The sequence below is a fragment of the Xylella taiwanensis genome, from assembly GCF_013177435.1.
Classification (GTDB): domain Bacteria; phylum Pseudomonadota; class Gammaproteobacteria; order Xanthomonadales; family Xanthomonadaceae; genus Xylella; species Xylella taiwanensis.
This window is the reverse complement of sequence record NZ_CP053627.1, coordinates 779,844-799,946: the sequence shown is the minus strand read 5'-3', so window position 1 is coordinate 799,946 and position 20,103 is coordinate 779,844. Positions and strand designations below refer to the sequence as shown.

The following is a 20,103-nucleotide window of genomic DNA, read 5'->3' as shown; positions in this document are numbered from 1 at the left end:
CCTGCTACTAAGGCTGTGACACCGTGATCGTTGCAGGAGCGACCCGCCCGATACCACGCAACGCCGGTCGGTACATATCCTCCACCAAAGAGGGCGGCACGTTGTAAGACCCCGGAGTCACCGCCCGAACCAAATAGAAGAGATGGGCCGTATTACCGCGCGTCAACTGCAACACCGCAACATAACGATCCTCGCGGAACTCCTCGTGCTTGATATCCGCAGCAGCAGTACGCTCACTGAGCGCAATGCCATCCACCATCACATCAGCCCAATGCTTGGTATCGCCAAGATTGAAATTCTCGATCTCCAGACCCGCCGGTAACAGATCGGTCAGCAATGCATCCGGCATATCTTGCTTCGAAGTGATACTCACACGCACGATCAACGCCTCCCCTTCCTTCAGCGGGCCTGGTGTCCACGGCTTGCCAGCGACGGTGTACCAACGACGCACCACTGACAGTTGACTATCATCTGATGCAGGCGCCTGACGCGGGATACCCGCAACCTCAAAACTGGCGTACAGGGGCATGTCCCCCTGAGGTACGAAACGCACGCCACGCGCCAAAGCAGCTGCATCGAAACTGCGCCCAACCAGCGTGGTTGGAGCAATCGCCTCGCGCTGCTTGCCCACATGCAATGTCCCGGACACTTGCTTTTTCTGATCCACCAACAGCGCCCTGCCCAGTTGCGCCAGCGCCACCTGCTCCTGCGTGCTCAACCACAACCAACCGCTACGCCGGCGCACCTCCACATCGCGCCCCAACACCATCACGCGGGCGTCATAAGCCGGCTTCGCCAAGCCATGGGCATGCACCAATGCAAGCATCAGCGCGTTGTCCCGAATCGCACTGCCGTAATCATCAAACATCTGCGGCGACTCGGCCCCAGATTTGGCAAAGCCCGCTTGAATGGCCGCTTCGCCACGCTTGCGGTCCCCCTGCAGACTCAGTGCAACACCCAAATGCACCAACGCCAGACCGCTGCCTGCCTTGCCACGCTCATTGTCATACAGCGTACGCAACGTCCCCAACGGAGCGCGGTTGACTCGTGCCAGCACATAACCCGACCACGCTTGGTAAGCAAACTTCCGTGCCTCGCTCTGGTCATCGCCGTAGAACATGTTGCTCCCAGACAGCAGATCCTCACTCAGCCGGTTCAATGCCTTCTGGAGTACTGCCTCGGACACCGCAAAACCAGCCTCCTTGGCATCCAGTAAAAAACCGGCAATGTAAGGAGTCAGGACCGGATTGACATCGCCGTTACTCCCCCACATCGAGAAATGGCCGTTCGTGGTCTGCATCGACGCCAACCGCCCCAAAGCGCCTTCCAAGCGTTCGCGGCGCTGCACCGAAGTCACCCCCTGAATACCTAGCGACTTGATGGTGGCATCGTCCAACCACAGTGCAGCATAGCCCTTACTGGCCGTCTGTTCGGCACAGCCATATGGGTACTCAAACGCCCCCTGCAACACACTGGCAAACGGGATCGGTGCCACTGCACTGACCGACAAGCGCGCATTGACTGAATCAGACATCAGCCCCTTGGCCAACGCCGGATCGAAATCGATCGGCGCTAGAACGTTCAGCACGCGCGTCTGCATGCGCAATCCCTGTGGCCAAGCCGCACGCACCGGCAGGTCATAGCGGTGTTCAGCCTTGAAACCATTCCCATCCACCCGCACCCGTACCTGCGCCACACCATGCCCCTCCAATGCACGCAGCGGAAAATTAAGCGTGGTCTTGCCATCCATGCCAAGCGTGACACTGCGGCCCGCTTTACCCATCTCCAACGGACCGATCCCCTCGACCTTGACCGCAAATACGCCCTGCTTACCCGTGAAGTTCTGCACATCTAATGTCACCGTACTGCGATCACCCGGCGCCATCACCCGCGGCATGCTGGCTTCGGCCAGAATGGGCGCACGCACCACTGTCTCAGCATCGCGGTGACCGTAGCGGGTGTCGCCATAGACCAACGCCGACACACGCAAGGCACCGTTGAAGTCAGGCACTGGCAATTGGACATGCGCATTCCCTTTGGCATCCAACTTGACCGCACCGGAAAACAAGTCCACGGTCTGTGACCGCGCTGTCGGACGTTTGGCCTGCAACAATGGGGGCAGTGCCATGTCGCCACCGAACTTAAGCCTGCCGGTGCTGCCCTCGAAGCTCTCAATCACCCGTCCGTAAATGTCATACGCGTCCACACCCAAACGGCGCTGCGCAAAGAAATGCGCCGCCGCATCCGGCACCGGGAAGCCGGTCATGTTGAGGATGCCGGCGTCCACCGCAGAAATCGTCACATGCGCCTGTTGCCCAGCCAGCTCCGGGACGCTGACAGTCACCGGCAACGGCTGTGCCGGGCGCATCTGCTTAGGCACCACAAGACCAACCGCCACACGCCGCTCCTTGCGCTCCATCGGCACATAGGCCACGCCAACCGCACGTGCCGGAGTGATATTGCTCGAAGGGCTGCCGCCACGGAATACCAATGCGGTGACGTAGACATCATGACGCTCCCAGTCGGCGGTCACCGGAATCTCGAAAGTGCTGCCCGGGTTGGCGTCGATCGCCTGCACGTACAAAGGCTTGTCGCTCTCCACCAGCAACAGCCCCTTACCAGAGTGCGGCGGAGTCACCGTGACCTTGAGCGTATCGCCGGCACGGTAACTGGTTTTATCCAGGGCCAGCTTGATCTTGTCCGGACGCGCATCCACACCGCGGTTGTCATCTCCCCAGCTCCAGCCGGCGCGGAATGGATAGCGCATCGTCAAACCGGTCGCCGGGTCGAATACCTCCAACCGGTAATCTCCCCATTCCACCTGCAACGCTAACTTGGTGGTGCTCCCCGCCGGAATGTCGACAACCCGTGTGTCCTTGTTCTCGAAACGCCGCGTAAAGTCATAATCCCAACGACCGTCGCCGTAACGCCAATGGTAGTCACGCAACTCACGGACCAACGTCGCCTTCAGCCCCTTGGCGGATTGAGGCTTACCGTCAACATCAACCCGAGTCAGCTCAAAGCGCGCCATGCCGTTGGCATCAGCGCCCGCCGTGGCATCAAAGAGCGGACGCACCCCCACCAATGCGTCAGCCGGCCACAGGACACGTTTGATACTCCGGGTGACGGTGCGCCCACCGCTCTCGTAGACACTCCCTGAGACGACCACGGCCATCGGGCTGACCGGCTTGGCCTCTTCAGGGAGCACCAGGTCCCGGACCAAATGGCCATCAGCGCCTAGCGTCATGTCGATGGCCTCCTTAGCCCCGCGCGGCAGCTCCAGCGTGGCATCGCCGAAAAACCAGCCGGGCATGCTATCCAACGGATGTTGTTCGACCGCCACGGCAAGGTTTGCAGTGAAACGATTGCCTGCCGCCGGCGCGCCGTACAAGTACGCCGCATCAGCCTGCAGCGTGAATGGTTGCTGCGCTCGCAGTACCCGCGGCGCACTAGACAGTTCCAGCTTCATCCGCTCGGGCAGGAATTCCTCGACCCGCACAGCTAACCCCTGTACCGCCTCCTTGCTGCCCGGATCGGTACGGAACTCAACCCGCCAACGCCCGGTCGGGACATCGGACGGGATCGTCTGTGAGAACTCCAGATAACCCTGCTCGGCGGGCTGCAACTTGGTTTCCCGGAAGGTTTTACCGTCTGGTTGCTTCAACCGCAGGAAAACGGGCTGCAGCTTCACTGGCTTGCCATCGCTGTCACGTAACAACGCCGATATACGCAACGTCTCCCCCGGACGGTATACATCGCGCCCGGACCAAGCAAAGACATCAAACCAGGGGTTCTCACGCCCGGCCACCGCAAACTCACTCAGGTCCAGCGCCGGCTGGTTAAATGGCAAAATCGATACGTCGCTCCCATTGCGTGATACCAGCACATGGCCAGCATCCAAGGTGTAATTGAGCAACGCGTTGCCATTATCGTCGGTGGCCCCCTTCAGCACGGTCTCACCTTTGGCGTCAAGGATGAGGAGTTCGACCTGCTTATACGGATTGCCGCTCCGCAACGAGGCGGTATGCACAAACAGCTTATCTTTGTAAGCACGCGTATGCAGACCAATATTGCTGACACTGAAGAAGGCCGTTGCAAACGCATCGTTGAAGCTGCCGGTACGCTTCATCACCGCGAAATACAACCCCGGCTCCCGCAGCTCCTTGATGTTCTGGATGGGCAGATAGGTCAGAGTGCGTTCGTTCTTCTTGCCATCGAGTATGAAACGGGTCACGTAGACAGGATCGGCCAGCTCCGATAACCGCTTCCTGGCATCGCCTTGACTACTCAGCTCCCAACTGCTGCGCTGCCCGCCACGCCGGTATTGGGCCAGAAACGCCGGCAGCGCCTTTTCGCGCACACGCAGAAACTCAACATCCACCTCGGGAACATTGATCGAGACAACTGGCACACCGCGGCTCGCCCGCGCCGGCAAAATACTTCCCTGAGAAGCAAAACCAACCACCGGCTCCAGCTCGCCGGTATAGACCGTCTCCTTCCGATCCTTGCCCAAACGGCTGCCGGCCGCAGCAAGTAAGTCAGCAGAGATCAGCACGGTATAGTGCTTGTCTGCCTCAACATAAGGATAACGGAGTGTCTTGGCGTCATCGGACAGTGACCAACCACCATCGTGATGGCCGGTACTCTGCTCGAAACGCACCAGAGTGTCGAATTCCTGAGTCCCTGCCAACGGCTGCGAAAATTCCAAGACCAGCGCCAATTCACCGTCACGCTGATCCGGATAGGCACGCACCAGGGTAAACCCCTTGACCGGCTCTTTGGCCACAACAACCGGCTCGCCGCTGCTCTCAGGCAACTGGCCGCTGTGATTGCGGTTACAGCCGAATGACAAGAGAGCCATCAACAACAACACGGCTCGCGGGATCCAGACACGGCTCAACGGACGCAGCAGCATTGCAGCACGGTCTCTCATACCAGACACTCCACAGATAATCGCCTGGAGTATAGCGATACCGATCACGTATCTGTGTCGTAGAACCCGAGATTGGCAGATCAGCACCCACTAACAGACATGACACGTTCAATCCAGCACATCATGCCTGCTCAACCCATCAACAGGCTCCCGTACCCATCCGCCACACCACCGCGTTTATATGGACCGCCTGATGCATCGCGCTCAATGCACATGCCCTGAGTTGCCTACAGCACCGGCAGCCCTCCAGGCAACCGAAAGCACACCGTACAGCGCCACACTGAGACTGACCCAAGCGGCAAGCAGGTCACGCGAATCAAGACCATCGTCATGCGCCTGCCTCCGTCCATCACAGCAACACCTGACGGAGCAGACCACCCAGCGGATACAACAGCGACGCAGACACAATCGCAGCGCGTGATGCCAACACACCTCCCATCCAGCGTCCGCCACGCTCACGGGATGAGACAGCACCACCGCGACACTCTGGACACCACACTGCAAGCTGTGATTGCAGCACCTCACCACACCCCAGCATCCACCAACCCCCGATACCCCTACTCCTAGAACAACGCCGGCAAAAAAACCGCCCGCACCATACGCACCGCTCATACCTGCACATACCTCATGCCCAAGGCTGAATCGGCACACCCCACGATGCATGACGAGCGCAACAGCAGCCGCAGTGGACACACCGCCCGCACCACACGCACCGACGGCCCATCCAGCCGGCCTGACACCGTGACATCGCTCACATATGCCGGATACCGATCAAGCGATCTTCACTCACCAGCCCCCCTGGCATCCTCCCCCCTCCGTATCACGCTGGCCACTCCCGGACAGCCAACACTTCCTGCACAACCAACCCATCCACGCCGCCCTCTATCGCCACGACCTTGAGCACAACCGCCACTTGGGCGCGGGTCGCAAGAGCAGCTAACTTAGGTTAGGCTCCTACCCTAGTGCTTGTCTCTTATATGCAACCATTGATCAGCAAGCACTATTTAATTCACCCGGAGGGAAACATTTTAATGAGGCATATCCACATTGGTTTAAAAGGTATTTACGCGCTTTTACTGTGTTTAATGATGACCCAGGCATGGGCCGGCCCCGCCAAACCTGCACACCCGACACTCTTTGAAGAAATCATTCTTGAAGCAGGTATTGAAAATGATTTAAGGCAAATTCTCGGGGAGCATTACCAAACATTCAAAAACAACTTTGAAATGGTCGCCAACCCGGCTCAGCTCAAAGATGGCGGTATATTTTTAGATGGCTGGAAAACCGGACAACCGGATAAACAGGCCGCCGCCTTTGTATATTACCCTGGGCAAACAGGCAGAGTGTCTGCGGCCTATTATGACGGACGCCAAATAGTCCATTTTGGTGTCCAAGGGTCACAGATCCATCCTGCGATACAAATCTGGGCAAAACGGTTCTTACCTCCCTCCAAAGTGATATCGCAAGCCAGAGAGCGCGCTGCTCCCGCACCGCGTTCTTTCATCAAGCCGCGTGCCATGTCGAATGAGCCCTCTCCGCAAGATCAGTACAAATTGCGTCAAGTGGCCACCTCTATCTGGCACCCATGGATCGTCAGCAATTGGGAGATGAACGCCGCGGTCGGCGATATTTTAGCCACGGTGACGGGAGAAATTTTGAAATGTTCAAAACCATACGTCGTCGTACAGGCAATATATGGGCTACTATTCCCTTATAATAAACCTGAAATTACTTGGAGAGTTTTAAATACCTTCTTTAAGGATATTAAGAATACCATGCTGGAAATATCACAGAACCAACGCTATAAATCATGTATCGACACGGCCGCGGTGAACTGGCGCAGCCCGATTGAAATGGCTTCCGCAGGGATATAAACAAGCCCGTCCGTGTCAATTTTGGAATCGGAGCCGGTGCGTTATACATTCTCCTCCGAGTGCATTGCACTCGGAGGAGATAATACAACCCACTCCCTTGACCGACTCAGACACCTTGAAACCATAGACCACGACATAGCCACCCAACAAGCACCCTTCCTTTTATGGCTGATATAAGCGAGCCGCTACCTGATTGGACGGACAAAGCCCCATTAAAATGGCTTGCGCACGCATCCACATTCTTTTGAACAACATACTCCATGACATTCTCAAAAGTAATTGAAGCATTGTTTTATTTATTTGAAATTACGTTAAATGCAATCTCATACGCACTAGGAGATAAGCGCTTAAGTCATCAGATGGTTCATTTTATTATTGTCCTGATCATTTGCGGCCTGATATTTCACTTCGGCAAGCGGGATCGCTCCGCCATACATTCACCTCCAAGTGCGATTCACTCGGAAACGAATCATACAACCCACCCCACCCGATCCCCAGATGGGACACCTTGAAATCATCACATGACTACCCCACAGGCGCCCCTGCTTTTTTCGCTTATATTAAGCATAAACATATGCATAAAAATATGTGGACACTGCCACACTAAACAGGAAAAGCTCTATTTTAATGGCTTCTGTAATCATCCAAATGCTTTCGGAAAATATTTATGCTATTCGAAAAATTAATCAATGCAATTGTTTCTTTATTTTTAACGTACTCCGATTTAACCAGCCATAGGGATAACTTACTTGAATATGTCATCCGAACTATTATTATTATTATCATGTGCGGTCTTGTTTACGGACTTGTATATTATTTTAAAAGATAAGACTCATTCACCTCTGAGTAAAACTCACTCGGAAACAAGTGATGCCACTCACTTCAACAAGCCGGACACCTTGAGCCACTAACCATGACATAGCTACCAAACCAACGCCCCTCTTGCGGCTTATATCAGCTGGACCTATTAATAAAAATACCTGGACGCTGCCGCACTGAACGGGCAAAACATCAAAATATCGCTGAAATCACTTCCGCAGAAATCTAATCATCCATTTAGAGATCAACATAGTAATGGTATTTGGAATCCTTATTTTTTCATCCTGGTTTACATCTTCGTTTCACCTAGCAGCAGCGCTTTCTCTCGGCTGACACTGTTTGGCCCGATCCTGGCCTGTATTGGATCCAGCTGTATATTCCACAGCGGCGGTCGGGAAGATGTCACCGTGGATTCGCCTGCAAGTGCAACTGACGCTGCAGCAAGCCATACCACCCACTCCACCAGATCACCAGACACAGCCGATTAACAGCACACGTCCTTTCTGCACTGATACTGATACTGATACTGATACTGATACTACCTGAGAGTATCCAGCGGACCCCGGATCACACCGCATGATCGATATCACAGCGGTCGTGCACCGACATTGCCGCACTGCACTGGCAAAGCGTCATGCGCTGGAATACACGATAAGCCTGCGTCATTGAAACAACTCCATCGCCCCCATAGGCATTTAAAAACATCGTGCTGCTATCCGGTCTTTTCGCTTCGCGGTCCGGATGTGCACAGCCACTGATCTACACGCGCCTCCCACCCAGAGCAGCAACGACGACAGGCACGCCAGATGAGCAGACACCCCAAAGAGATCGCATCGCAAACAGCGTCAGCCATACTAACCAAAAACAGTGGAGTGATTATGGCAAGCACCAGCAATCCATCACGGCCATGACACAACCGCTGCACCGCTGCACCGCTGCCCACGCTCACCTCACAACACGCTGCACACATTGAGCGTAGTGATCGGGCCGTGCCAAACATCCGCATGGCAACGCTCAGCTCCCCTGCAATGGCTGCAAGCACAGACGCGGGCGCGCCCACCCACGTCATCTAGCGCCTGACTCTACCGATGCAACAGCTCAATCAATGCTCCAACCATCATCGACACCAACCGACGCGATCACTGCCAGCCGCAGGCACGCTGACAGCGCACCGACCTGATGCACCGCATATCGGGCACGGGTACCGCATACGGAACAACGCGACACAGACGGTACGCAGTTGGCCGTTACCCGCGAAGATGCCGTGACACCACGCTGCTATCGACAGACCATTGACCGCCCAAGGCAAAAAATAGCGCGCAGTCAGGAATCACGCCAACACGCCAACACGCCAACACGCCAACACGCCAACACGCCAACACGCCAACAACACCAAGGATGGCCCCGCAATACACCATGCATCTCTGCATTCAGTACAACCGGCAACGGGGCAGCAACGCGCGCTACCGCATCTCAGCACTCAAGCGACGTTCTGCACACTCTCTGCCGGCACCCGCACCCAACCTTCCATCAGCACCCGCGCACTACGGCTCATCAGCACGTTGGTCACACACCATTGCCCGTCCACCTGGTGTACCTCAGCGCCCACCTGCAACGTACCGGACGGATGGCCGAAACACACCACACGGCGCATACCGCCGCCCGCCGCACGATTGACGACAGTGCCGGGGATGGCCGCCGCCGTCCCCATCGCCACGGCGGCAGTGCCCATCATTGCGTGATGCAATTTGCCCATCGACATCGCCCGGACCAGCACATCAATCTCTGTGGCATACACCCGTCGGCCACTCGACGCGACGTAGTCCGCCGGCGGGGCAACAAAAGCAAGTTTAGGGGTGTGCTGCCGCTGGGCAATGTCTTCCACATGCCCGATCAATCCCATACGCAACGCGCCGTAGGCACGTAAAACCTCCAGACGTGCCAACGCTTCTGGATCACCGTTGATCGCCTCCTGCGGCTCCGTGCCGGTGTAGCCCAAAACATGCGCATCCACACAGAGGATCGGAATACCCGCATTGATCAAGGTGACCTCGATCTGCCCCAGCCCTGGCACCTCCAATGTATCGACCACGTGCCCGGTTGGAAACATCACCTCATGTTCCCCCGCATCGGCAGGATCGAGAAACTCTAGGTGCACTTCAGCCCCCGGGAAAGCAACGCCATCCATCATGAAATCACCGTCCTCCTGCACGTGCCCATCGACGATCGGCACATGCGCAACGATGGTCTTACCGATATTGGCCTGCCAGATCCGCACACTGCAGGTCCCGTGGCGTGGCACCCGCGCCGCATCGACAACACCAGCAGCAATCGCGAATGGCCCCACCGCCGCGGACAAATTGCCGCAATTGCCCGTCCAATCGACATAGGCACAGTCAATCGCCACCTGGCCAAACAGATAGTCCACATCGTGGTTAGGATGCGTACTCGGCGCGATGATCACCGCTTTACTGGTACTTGAGATGCCCCCTCCCATGCCATCAATCTGCTTGCCATAGGGATCTGGACTGCCGATCACCCGCAGCAGCAACGCATCGCGCGCCGGGCCCGGCACGCGGCACGCCGCAGGCAAATCCTCCAAGCGAAAGAACACGCCCTTGCTGGTGCCACCACGCAGATAAGTGGCAGGGATACGACATTGGGGAAGAGATGACATGACAAGACTCAAACACGGTACGGGAAAAGGGAAAAGACAGCGCCACTCCGTCAGCCTCTGTCAGACATATTCACATCGACAAGATGCAAGAGTAAGGACTCCTCCCTAACAAAGGTAGCCACACCGGCATGGCCACCAGAACAAGCAAGACGCAGCCGCCCGGCGCGGCGCGCGGATCCAGCCCTCAGTACCCGTCGGACTCATGGACGCACTGATCAAGGGGAATCGCATACGGCATGACCACCTCCACAGCCGCCACATGCAACACCTGCCGCAGGCGAAACAAGCGACACCCTGATCAATTATGAGGATTTCATATGACATGAGGATCTCCTACGCCGTGCACTGGATCAGGACAGCGCGCGGATCAAGCGCGTTGCGACGTGTCGGACGTAGTCGCCAGCCTATCCTGCGCAAAACGCTGCAACACGCCACCGGCCGCATAGATCGATACCTCCTCAGCCGTATCGAGCCGACACGTGACCGGCACCTCTGCAACACGGCCATCGCGCCGCTGGATGCGCAGCGTCAACACCGCACCGACACTCGGCACGCCGCGCACCTCGAACACCTCAGTGCCGTCAATACCCAACGTGATACGGGTCGCACCGGGGTGAAACGTCAGCGGTAACACGCCCATGCCGATTAAATTGCTGCGGTGGATCCGCTCGAATCCTTCAGCCACGATCACCTCGACCCCCGCCAGGCGCACGCCCTTGGCCGCCCAGTCACGCGAGGAACCCTGCCCATAATCAGCGCCCGCAAAGATGATCAACGGCTGTCTACGCTGCATGTAGATGTCGATGGCTTCCCACATACGCATCACGGTGCCATCCGGCTCAAGCCGCGTCAGCGCACCTTGACACACGGTGCCATCGGCACCACGCACCATCTCGTTTAACAGCATCGGATTTGCCAAGGTGGCCCGCTGCGCGGTCAAGTGGTCGCCGCGGTGTGTCGCATAGCTATTGAAGTCCTCCTCAGGCACACCCATGCTCGTCAGATATTCGCCCGCCGCGCTATCAGGCAGGATCGCATTAGAAGGGGACAGATGATCGGTGGTGATGTGATCGCCCAACACCGCTAACGGGCGCAGCCCCCGCAGGGTACGCGCACCCGCCAATGCCCCCTCCCAGTAAGGCGGACGGCGGATGTAAGTACTCTGCGGACGCCATGCGTACAACGGCGACACACCCTCACGCCGCGCCGTAGACGCTTGCAACATCGGCGCGTATACCCGACGGAATTGCTCAGGATGCACACTGCTGCGCACCAGCGCATCAATCTCCGTATCACTGGGCCAAAGATCTTTGAGCATCACCGGGCGGCCATCAGCATCATGGCCGAGCGTGTCCCGCTCGATATCCACACGGATCGTGCCGGCGATCGCATACGCAATCACCAGGGGCGGTGAAGCCAGAAACGCGTGTTTGGCGTAAGGATGAATGCGTCCATCGAAGTTACGGTTACCCGACAACACCGCCACCGTGTATAGATCACGGTCAATGATGTCTTGCTGGATCAGTGGATCCAGTGCCCCGCTCATGCCATTACAGGTGGTGCAGGCAAAACCGACGATACCGAAGCCAAGCTGCTCCAGTGCCGGCAGTAGCCCAGCCGCCTCCAGATACAACGGCACCGCTTTGGAACCCGGCGCCAATGAGGTCTTGACCCAGGGCTTGCACCGCAATCCGCGGGCATGGGCGTTACGCGCCAACACACCAGCCGCGATGAGGTTACGCGGGTTGGAGGTATTGGTGCACGAGGTAATCGCCGCAATGATCACCGCTCCATCCGGCAAACGCCCGGCCGCTTCATCGGCCCGCGCCTGGGCCAAGTCGCCTGCAATGCCGCGCTCAGTCAAAGCACATGTCGGCAATCGGTGGTGCGGGCTGGATGGGCCGGCCATGGTGCGCCCAACGCTGGAGAGATCAAAGTGCAACAGACGCGCGTACTGCGCATTTTCAAGGGCGTCGGCCCACAGTCCGGCATGCTTGGCGTAGGTTTCGACCAGGTCCACCTGCGCTTTGTCGCGTCCGGTCAGGCGCAAATAGTCCAAGGTCTGCGCATCAATACAGAACATCGCTGCCGTCGCCCCATATTCCGGGGCCATGTTGGCCATCGTGGCGCGGTCGCCCACCGTGAGCGCACGGGCGCCTTCGCCACAGAATTCCAGATAAGCACCCACCACACGCGCTTGGCGTAGAAACGCCGTCAGCGCCAGCACCATATCGGTCGCCGTGATCCCGGGACGTGGTTGGCCGTGCAGTGCCACCCCCACACTATCCGGACAGCGCATCCACACGGCACGACCCAGCATCACGCTCTCCGCCTCCAACCCACCCACACCGATCGCAACCACCCCCAGCGCATTCACATGCGGGGTATGGCTATCCGTGCCAATACAGGTATCTGGGAACGCTACACCGTCCTGGACAGCCACCACGGGCGACAACGCCTCCAAATTGATTTGGTGCATGATGCCGTTACCCGGCGGAATCACGGTCACATTGTCAAATGCGTGCCGCGTCCACTCGATAAAATGAAACCGATCCGCATTGCGGCGCGCTTCAATCGCACGGTTTTTGGCGAACGCTTCCGGATCGCGACCACTGCACTCCACAGCCAACGAGTGGTCCACGATCAACTGTACCGGCACCACGGGGTTGACTTGGGCTGGCTCCCCTCCCTGCGCCGCAATCGCGTCACGCAATCCGGCCAAATCGACCAGCGCCGTCTGACCAAGGATGTCATGGCACACCACACGTGCTGGAAACCACGGAACATCGGTATCGCGCCGCCGACCAACCAGCTGGCCGAGATACTCCTGCAACCGATCCGGAGCGGCGCACCGCACCACATTTTCGGCATACGCGCGCGCGGTGTACGGCAACGCGGCGTAAGCCCCAGGGTATATCGCATCAATGGCGGCACGGGCATCGTAGTAATCGAACTCAGTGCCCGGCAGGCGTTTACGATACTGGCTGTTCATGGGAGGGCAATGTTGATGCGCATGGCGCGGTATGCACGATGGCGATACGGATGCAATACCCCTGACAGCATCCACGGCGAACCACTGGCTCTATTGGCTCCCATCAAGCGCGGGACCGACATGCTTAAGTCCTTTGATCCAGAGGCACAACAGCGCGCGCCTCCGAACCCGTGTCATGCGCGGCTGGGGGGATCATCTTGTCATTGATGCACTGTGCGATGTTGGGTGCACTCCAGCCGGCCGTGGATGCGATCACGAACAACGGTGTGAACCTCGTGGTCGGTAGGTCCATCGGGTGATCGCTGGCCGCACTGAATCCATCCAGGTTAGGGAACATCTTGTTAAGATCTCCCATCACCGTCCCCAGACGCTCAGTAAGCGCATCCATCTTCATGCAACCTTGCTCCTCGGAGCGCTGTCGTACCACCTGCTTGATGACCTGGTGACGCGGATCGGACACGATGTAGACCGCATGGCCACAGCCGATCATCACTGCTTTGCACTCCATACGCACCTTGATATCGCGGGGTGCTGTCGCGGGTCTGCACCTTGAAAGCAAGCGCATGAGCAGCGCCATGCTTGGATCCACGTCACGCACCACTGCCCCCGCGATACAGGAATACGGATCGCTTCCTGTTCCGGCAATCACAGGGCAGGCACACATACGTGTGCTCGGCCTCCAGGAGCAACGCGGTATGCAGGGCGGTGTTGCCGACGACAGTAGCGGACAGGGCGACGGATTTTTTCAGCTTGATCCCGGTGACGGTGCCATTCATACCAAGATCTCCCAGGTGCCGCATGGCTGTCGTGCTGGCCACAGCACTAGCAACACGGGCCAACAGGTGTTGCAGCCCGTCATCCTGGAGGTGCTGCTGTCCCGCCCCGCACGATCCAGTTTTGCTCGCGCAACAGATTGAACATGTTTCCGGCGTACTTCCAGCACCACCGTCACCTGGGATATGCCTGGAGAAGCTCCTGACATGCGGAATGGGAACGCCGCAACCATCATGGGCGCTTATGTGCGGACAGCGCATCCAAGCGCTGCTCGAACGCATGGTAGCCAATCCGCTCGTACAGCTCTTCGCGGGTTTGCATCTGCTCTAACACGGCCTGTTGATGGCCATCGCGGCGGATGGCCACATACACGGCTTCAGCGGCTTTGTTGGCGGCACGGAATGCCGATAACGGAAAGAGTTGGATCGCCACGCCAACCGAATCCAATTGTTCACGGGTCAACAGTGGGGTTTGACCGAATTCGGTCATGTTGGCGAGCACCGGCACGCCTACCTTGTCGACAAAATGCCGGTACGTCTCCACATCGGACACGGCCTCGGCAAAAATACCGTCGGCACCCGCCTCCACATAAGCCAGCGCGCGCTCAATCGCTGCCTCCACACCTTCGACCTGAATGGCATCGGTGCGTGCGATCAAAAAGAAGGCCGCATCGGTACGGGCAGCGGCGGCCGCCTGCACTCGGTCTGCCATTTCACTCAAGGACACGATGTCCTTGCCGGGACGATGACCACAGCGTTTGGCACCCACCTGATCCTCAATGTGACAAGCGGCCGCACCCGCCTTGATCAGCGACCTGATCGTCCGCTCGATATTGAGTGCACTGGGGCCAAAACCAGTATCGATATCCACCAGTAGGGGGAGATCGCAGACATCGGTGATGCGGCGTACGTCGATCAGGACGTCCTCCAAAGTATTCATGCCCAAATCCGGCATCCCCAGTGAACCGGCAGCCACTCCGCCTCCAGACAGGTACAGGGCACGGTAACCGGCACGCTGGGCCAATCGTGCGTGATGGGCGTTCGTCGCACCGATCGCCTGCAAGGGTCTCTCAGCAACCAAAGCGGCGCGGAAACGTTGGCCTGGTGTCTGCATGAGGAGAGATTCGGACATGAGGCCATTCCTATTCGGTAGAAAACATGGGCAGGCGAGCACCATCAAGGTGCCAAACCGAAGCCCTCAATCATAGGGAACACCACGTTGCACCGTGATAACGCATGCAACAGGGCAACAGCACTGCCATGAAACGGTCGCTCGTACAGTCTGCCTGATGTCGCGTTCCATTCGTAGACAGGACAAACAATAAATATCCCAATCCCAAGCCTCGCGGAGTCTACTCAGCCGCGTGGTACCGGATGCCGGATTTGAATGCATGTTGGCAACACTTACAGAGCAATCCAGGTTGCACCGCAGGATATGGACATGAGCAACCAGTAGTTGCGCTCCCGCGTGTTGCAACGTATCACTGACGGCCCCACAGCTGCCTACTTACGCTGATACCTGAATTGCTGCGTGTGCTGATTCAGGCAAGCGGCTTGGATCTGTTGGAAACGCGGAACCAACACAGCGCATGGGCACATGTATGACGGGGCCACCCGCAGCAATGTGAGGTTCCTTGCGAATCAACGCCGCAACACCCTGGGCCGATGGAGATCGCACCCTGCCGCTGCAGCGCCGCCAAAGACACACAACACGATGGCATCGCTCATTGACGCGCACGCAGCATCACGGGCAGCCGCAGCCGTATGGTGATCGGCTGCGGCAATCCGTTGATCACATCAGGCAGACGCTTATTGGCCCTGGCCCTTTTCTGAAACACCTTGCACACCAGATGGTGTGTCACCTGTCCCTGTAAGCATCCGCCCGTTTGAACGCCAACCCCTAGAGTGAAGCCCAAAGGTGGATGTGGCGTGATCCGGCAACAATGGATGTATTAAGCAACGGCACGATGTCAAGCCAGCAGTGACGCTCTGCCGACATGTCCTCCACCTCGACACTATCTCTATAACACTCACCGTCTGCACATCTGTCTCTGTGATCGATCAGCCACCGTTTATCGGAAAGGCTATGTGCTGCAAGCCTCACCGGGTCCGCTGACATGTTTGGCCTTCACCAGAAGGCTGCATCAACAATGGATGAGCAACGCGCTGCACGGTGAAGCAACCCCACACACGCGAGATATGACAGCTATTTTTCCTTACGCCAATTGACCGACCCCTTGGTCTCTACCGTGCTCGATTCCACTTCCAGATCAAAGCCGCGGCTCAACAAGTACTTGAGGGTCAGCACTGAACCACTGCCGACCATTGAAACACCGTAGCCTACATAGAGTTTAGGCGAGAGATATTTTCCGAAACCCAGAACAGAGCCGCCCAGCGTGCTGGATTGGCTGATACCGGCGTCATCCAAACCCAATTTGGCGCCAAGCTGGGAGGCAATCAAACCGCCGCCTGCCGAAAGTGCCGCCGCCGCGGATGCCACCTGCTGGCTCTCATCGCTGCTGGCCGTGGACAGCTTACGTCCAAGGACTAGATAGGATAACGCCTCGGACTGCGACATCGCCGGATCCGACCAGACTTGGGCACGTGGTGATTGGGCGCGGCCACTGACATTGATCCCCGCAGTGACATCGCCTACACGGCGCTCGGCACGGATATTCACTCGTGGATCAGAAATAATATTGTTGTTCCAGACCAGTTGACCACGCGTAATAGTCAAGTCCTGACCGTAGGCTTTGTAGCGGCCACGCACATCCAGGCCACCATTGGCGGTCATCTCACGGCCAGGGCGCGCGCGGATCTGCATCTGTCCGGCAAGCCCTCCCTTCAAACCAAAACCGCTCATGTTGACTTTGTCGCCAAGCACGATGCGTAAATCCATATCCAGCGGTGAAACTGGGGTTTGCTCCGGATCCACCGGATCGAGTACGACGACATCTTCAGACACCGAGGTGCCACGCTCCAAACGCTCCAAATCAATGTCAGCCTGGGGCACTTCAACCTGACCGCGCAGTTGCATGGTGTTATTGATGAGGCCAAATCGCAAATCCGGGTTAGCGATGACACGCAGCTCACTCGTGTTATAGGCAAGCACGTTTTGGCCACGGATATCGAGCTGCAATGGCGTGCTCTCTCCGAACCAGGATAGACCGCCATTGACATTCAGGGTGCCATCCCCGGATTTGACAGAGGCCAGAATCCGCGCCGATCCGTCAGGCTGCGCGGTGAAGCGCCCCTGGCCCTGGCTTAAGGTCAGTCCCATTGACGGATATTCAGCCGTAAAATCCCGCAGGGTGGCTTCACCGCCGAGCAGCGGCCCGCTACGCGTACCACGCAAACTGATATGGCCTTCAACCAGGCCACGTGGATTAACAATGTCAGCGACAAACATTTCCAGCCAATACAAGCGCGACATATTCATATACAGATCCCCAGTCAGGGGCGCGTAGGGATCCCAGCCGGTGTTGAACTTGGCATCGACGAAGCCGTTACCCTGAAAACCGATGCCGAGTTTACCGACGATCGTCTGCGAGGTTAGATCGACCTGGACGCTAAACTGGTCGTAACGCAGCAATTCACCACGATCCTGGACACCAAGCACGTCAGCGTAGCGCGGCTCGCCTAGGCGAATACCGCCTTCCAGGGAGGAAGCGCGGAAGCTGCCTTCCCAGGCATCACCATGCGGTCGCAAGTGACCATCCACAGTGAGTTCACCACGCAGGTTGATCAAGCGGCCATTTTTCCTAGGCAGCCACGGATGAACCAGGGTCAGCGGAAGTGCCCGGCCCTTGAGTACCAGCCCTTCGTGCGGCCAGTCAGCATGCACACACAGCGCGCCGCCGCCTTGTGCATCTAAACACGTGTCGGACAGGCTGAAAGCAGGGCCGTTCACTGCAAACTGTGCTGGTGCACGCAGCGCCCACACGGCGCCCTTGACTGGTTCAATGCGCAATTGTGAAAGATCCCCCTGCCAACGTACACCGTCGCGACGGACGCCACCATGCAGGGCAAACAGAGCCATTGCGTTGCGCACCTCGGCCTGAAGATTCAGATGCTCGACCGCACCACCGGCCTGGATCCGAACACTGTCAAATCCAGTACCGATCTCAAGTGCCTGTGCCTGCAGAGTGAGCTTGCCGCCGCTGCCACGCCACGGCAAATGTCCATGCAGTGCCAACTGCTTGGCACGATAGTCATTCCAGCGTAGGTCGCTGCCACTCAGATCGACAACCAAATCCGGGGTCTGCGCCGGCCCTCTCAACAGCAGGCTACCCTTCAGGCTACCCTCCTCCCCAGGCAACAGGTCGTTCAAGTGCAACGACTGCAACTGCACTGCCAGATCCACATGCGGCCCGAGCTTGCCTTTAGCACTCACGTGGCTATCGCCGATGCCTAGTTGGAGTGCTCCTTCACCCTGATTGCCTTTCAGCACGAAGCGACCACTGGCTTTAAGCGGCCGCTGCCGCAGCTGTCCATGCAGTCCCGGCACGGCCACGATGGCCTCGACGCCAGGCGATACACCACCAGCTGGCGCCGGTCGTTGCCGGCCTTGAGAAGTCAATTGACCAGAGACACGACCATTCCAACCGGGCATGAAATAGCCCGGATCGAACTGTGCCAATTCTGCCTTCAGGTCCCAGCGCAACGCAGGCGCCCAAGCCACACTCCCAGCGAAATCAAGCACACCGCCTGGAGTAGCGGCCTGCACTTGTTTGAAGGTGGCATGTTCAGCATCCCCGCGGACATCGAACATCAAACGGGCCTGCTGGCTCTCGCGCGTCAGCCGTGCACGGCCAACCGCAGCCCAGGCACGGGGCGTACCAGTCACACTCAGTTGCGCATCTTCGAGAACGACGGGGACGGCTTGCGTCTTAGTCTTCCCAGGTTCTGGAGAAGGTTTGAAGCTTAATCCACGCGCGTTGGCTGAGAAACGGAAGCGAGTATTACCAGGATCACGCAGGTCAACACTGCCACGTACATCGGTACGCCCTCCAAATGCATCAATCACCAGCGGTTCGACCATCAACATTTGACTGGCCAGTTGCACGCGTGAAGGCTGCAGCACGATCGTGCGCTCTCCCTGTTTGAACTGTCCCTTGAGGTCAGCGTGACCGCCGCGTCCCTGCACTTGCACGTCGAACGCCAACGATGCAGCTGACGCAGCCGTGGTCAAGTCACCAGGGAACAACAACCCAGGCTCCAAGTGCTCACTGACAGCACTGAAAGTCCAGCGAGGATCGCTGCGGCCGTTAATGACCAAGTCTGCACGCAAGGGGGCCGGGGCACGTCCGGCAAGTGCGACCTGCATCCGATCCAGATCACCACGGATCACCAATCCCAGACTGGCTGGGGTGCGACCACGCAACGCCGGCAACACCGCGGTACCCGTCAAGTCGGTGGAGTAAGCCTGACGCGGGCGGTAGTAACCGTCGACACGGATATTGCCGCGATCACTGTCCACGGCAAAGTGTTGCATCTGCAACTCGCCATGAGTGACTTTGACAGCCCCCCGTATGCGGTGCAGATGAATGAGTGGCTGCTGTAACTTGGCAATGCGCAGGTTATCAACCGCGATGGTATCGACCTGCAAGGCTAATGGCACTTTTATCGGCGGCAATACGTCCGGCCAACTCGGTAACTTGAAGGGTTCCTCGCTTTTACCCAGGTTGAGGGTGGCATTGCTCATCTCCAGAACATCAAGACGCAACCGAAGTATGAGCAGCGGCCAGATGTCCGGGTCCAAACGCAAGCGCACTGCACGGAAATGAATGTCTTGGTAGCGGAAGTCGACATTATGTAAGGTCAGCGGCCCAGCCACAGTCCCTTCAGCGCTGTCCCAGGTAAATGCAGCTGCAGCCGGTAGACGGGCAACGACCTGAGTCAGCAACATGTCCCGCCCAGACGCTGTCTGCAATAACCAGTAAAGCACCGCGAACAATGCGAGGAACAAGCCAGATACAATCAGCCCCATGCTGCCCCCAAAGCGAGGTCGACGCAGGGTAGCCATAGACTGAGGA

General features: G+C 57.8%; 12 protein-coding genes. 3 read left to right on the top strand and 9 right to left on the bottom strand.

Annotated features, from left to right (window positions below; translation table 11 throughout):
- Positions 1–7 precede the first annotated feature (7 nt).
- On the bottom strand, positions 8–4,933 hold the full coding sequence (locus PLS229_RS03335) for an alpha-2-macroglobulin family protein (RefSeq protein ID WP_038270601.1): 4,926 nt from the start codon (positions 4,931–4,933) through the stop codon (positions 8–10).
- Between the two features lie 349 nt (positions 4,934–5,282).
- On the bottom strand, positions 5,283–5,471 hold the full coding sequence (locus PLS229_RS03330; RefSeq protein ID WP_038270600.1) for a hypothetical protein: 189 nt from the start codon (positions 5,469–5,471) through the stop codon (positions 5,283–5,285).
- Positions 5,472–5,690: 219 nt separating this feature from the next.
- On the opposite strand from PLS229_RS03330, the gene PLS229_RS03325 reads away from it, so the two are divergent.
- Positions 5,691–5,873 carry a hypothetical protein gene (locus PLS229_RS03325; RefSeq protein WP_152536584.1) on the top strand — a complete coding sequence of 61 codons (183 nt, stop codon included), beginning with the start codon at positions 5,691–5,693 and terminating at the stop codon, positions 5,871–5,873.
- A gap of 37 nt (positions 5,874–5,910) precedes the next feature.
- The gene (locus PLS229_RS12140) at positions 5,911–6,807 is read left to right on the top strand and encodes a hypothetical protein (RefSeq protein WP_230430822.1); all 897 of its coding nucleotides are present in this window, start codon (positions 5,911–5,913) and stop codon (positions 6,805–6,807) included.
- Positions 6,808–8,724: 1,917 nt separating this feature from the next.
- Here the strand turns inward: PLS229_RS12140 and PLS229_RS12425 are convergent.
- The 5 genes from PLS229_RS12425 to PLS229_RS03305 all read right to left on the bottom strand — a co-directional run bounded on the left by PLS229_RS12425 (position 8,725) and on the right by PLS229_RS03305 (position 13,959).
- Positions 8,725–8,853: a hypothetical protein gene (locus PLS229_RS12425; RefSeq protein ID WP_267903174.1), complete on the bottom strand. Its 129-nt coding sequence runs from the start codon at positions 8,851–8,853 to the stop codon at positions 8,725–8,727.
- 253 nt (positions 8,854–9,106) lie between these two features.
- On the bottom strand, positions 9,107–10,303 hold the full coding sequence (gene prpF / locus PLS229_RS03315) for a 2-methylaconitate cis-trans isomerase PrpF (RefSeq protein WP_038270598.1): 1,197 nt from the start codon (positions 10,301–10,303) through the stop codon (positions 9,107–9,109).
- A 367-nt stretch (positions 10,304–10,670) separates the two neighbouring features.
- Positions 10,671–13,295, bottom strand: coding sequence for a Fe/S-dependent 2-methylisocitrate dehydratase AcnD (gene acnD, locus PLS229_RS03310; RefSeq protein WP_038270597.1), 2,625 nt, complete (start codon positions 13,293–13,295; stop codon positions 10,671–10,673).
- Positions 13,292–13,417: a hypothetical protein gene (locus PLS229_RS12420; protein ID WP_267903173.1), complete on the bottom strand. Its 126-nt coding sequence runs from the start codon at positions 13,415–13,417 to the stop codon at positions 13,292–13,294. The genes acnD and PLS229_RS12420 overlap by 4 nt, the downstream gene beginning before the upstream one ends.
- Positions 13,418–13,419: 2 nt before the next feature.
- On the bottom strand, positions 13,420–13,959 hold the full coding sequence (locus PLS229_RS03305) for a citrate/2-methylcitrate synthase (RefSeq protein WP_081755406.1): 540 nt from the start codon (positions 13,957–13,959) through the stop codon (positions 13,420–13,422).
- Here PLS229_RS03305 and PLS229_RS03300 point away from each other — a divergent pair.
- The gene (locus tag PLS229_RS03300; protein ID WP_051482270.1) at positions 13,871–14,212 is read left to right on the top strand and encodes a hypothetical protein; all 342 of its coding nucleotides are present in this window, start codon (positions 13,871–13,873) and stop codon (positions 14,210–14,212) included. The two genes, PLS229_RS03305 and PLS229_RS03300, sit on opposite strands and share 89 nt — an antisense overlap.
- An 88-nt stretch (positions 14,213–14,300) precedes the next feature.
- Here the strand turns inward: PLS229_RS03300 and prpB are convergent, their stop codons facing one another.
- Both prpB and PLS229_RS03290 read right to left on the bottom strand, forming a co-directional pair.
- Complete coding sequence (prpB, locus tag PLS229_RS03295) at positions 14,301–15,200, bottom strand: methylisocitrate lyase (RefSeq protein WP_038270595.1); 900 nt, start codon at positions 15,198–15,200, stop codon at positions 14,301–14,303.
- Between the two features lie 1,074 nt (positions 15,201–16,274).
- The gene (locus PLS229_RS03290) at positions 16,275–20,093 is read right to left on the bottom strand and encodes a translocation/assembly module TamB domain-containing protein (RefSeq protein ID WP_051482269.1); all 3,819 of its coding nucleotides are present in this window, start codon (positions 20,091–20,093) and stop codon (positions 16,275–16,277) included.
- Positions 20,094–20,103: the final 10 nt, after the last annotated feature.

Bases quoted from the DNA above. Each gene is read 5' to 3' on its own strand.
- PLS229_RS03335 (WP_038270601.1), bottom strand. From the start codon at position 4,933: ATGAGAGACCGTGCTGCAATGCTGCTGCGTCCGTTGAGCCGTGTCTGG.
- PLS229_RS03330 (WP_038270600.1), bottom strand. From the start codon at position 5,471: ATGCTGGGGTGTGGTGAGGTGCTGCAATCACAGCTTGCAGTGTGGTGT.
- PLS229_RS03325 (WP_152536584.1), top strand. From the start codon at position 5,691: ATGCCGGATACCGATCAAGCGATCTTCACTCACCAGCCCCCCTGGCAT.
- PLS229_RS12140 (WP_230430822.1), top strand. From the start codon at position 5,911: ATGCAACCATTGATCAGCAAGCACTATTTAATTCACCCGGAGGGAAAC.
- prpF (WP_038270598.1), bottom strand. From the start codon at position 10,303: ATGTCATCTCTTCCCCAATGTCGTATCCCTGCCACTTATCTGCGTGGT.
- acnD (WP_038270597.1), bottom strand. From the start codon at position 13,295: ATGAACAGCCAGTATCGTAAACGCCTGCCGGGCACTGAGTTCGATTAC.
- PLS229_RS12420 (WP_267903173.1), bottom strand. From the start codon at position 13,417: ATGTCGGTCCCGCGCTTGATGGGAGCCAATAGAGCCAGTGGTTCGCCG.
- PLS229_RS03300 (WP_051482270.1), top strand. From the start codon at position 13,871: ATGCTTGGATCCACGTCACGCACCACTGCCCCCGCGATACAGGAATAC.
- PLS229_RS03305 (WP_081755406.1), bottom strand. From the start codon at position 13,959: ATGTGTGCCTGCCCTGTGATTGCCGGAACAGGAAGCGATCCGTATTCC.
- prpB (WP_038270595.1), bottom strand. From the start codon at position 15,200: ATGTCCGAATCTCTCCTCATGCAGACACCAGGCCAACGTTTCCGCGCC.
- PLS229_RS03290 (WP_051482269.1), bottom strand. From the start codon at position 20,093: ATGGCTACCCTGCGTCGACCTCGCTTTGGGGGCAGCATGGGGCTGATT.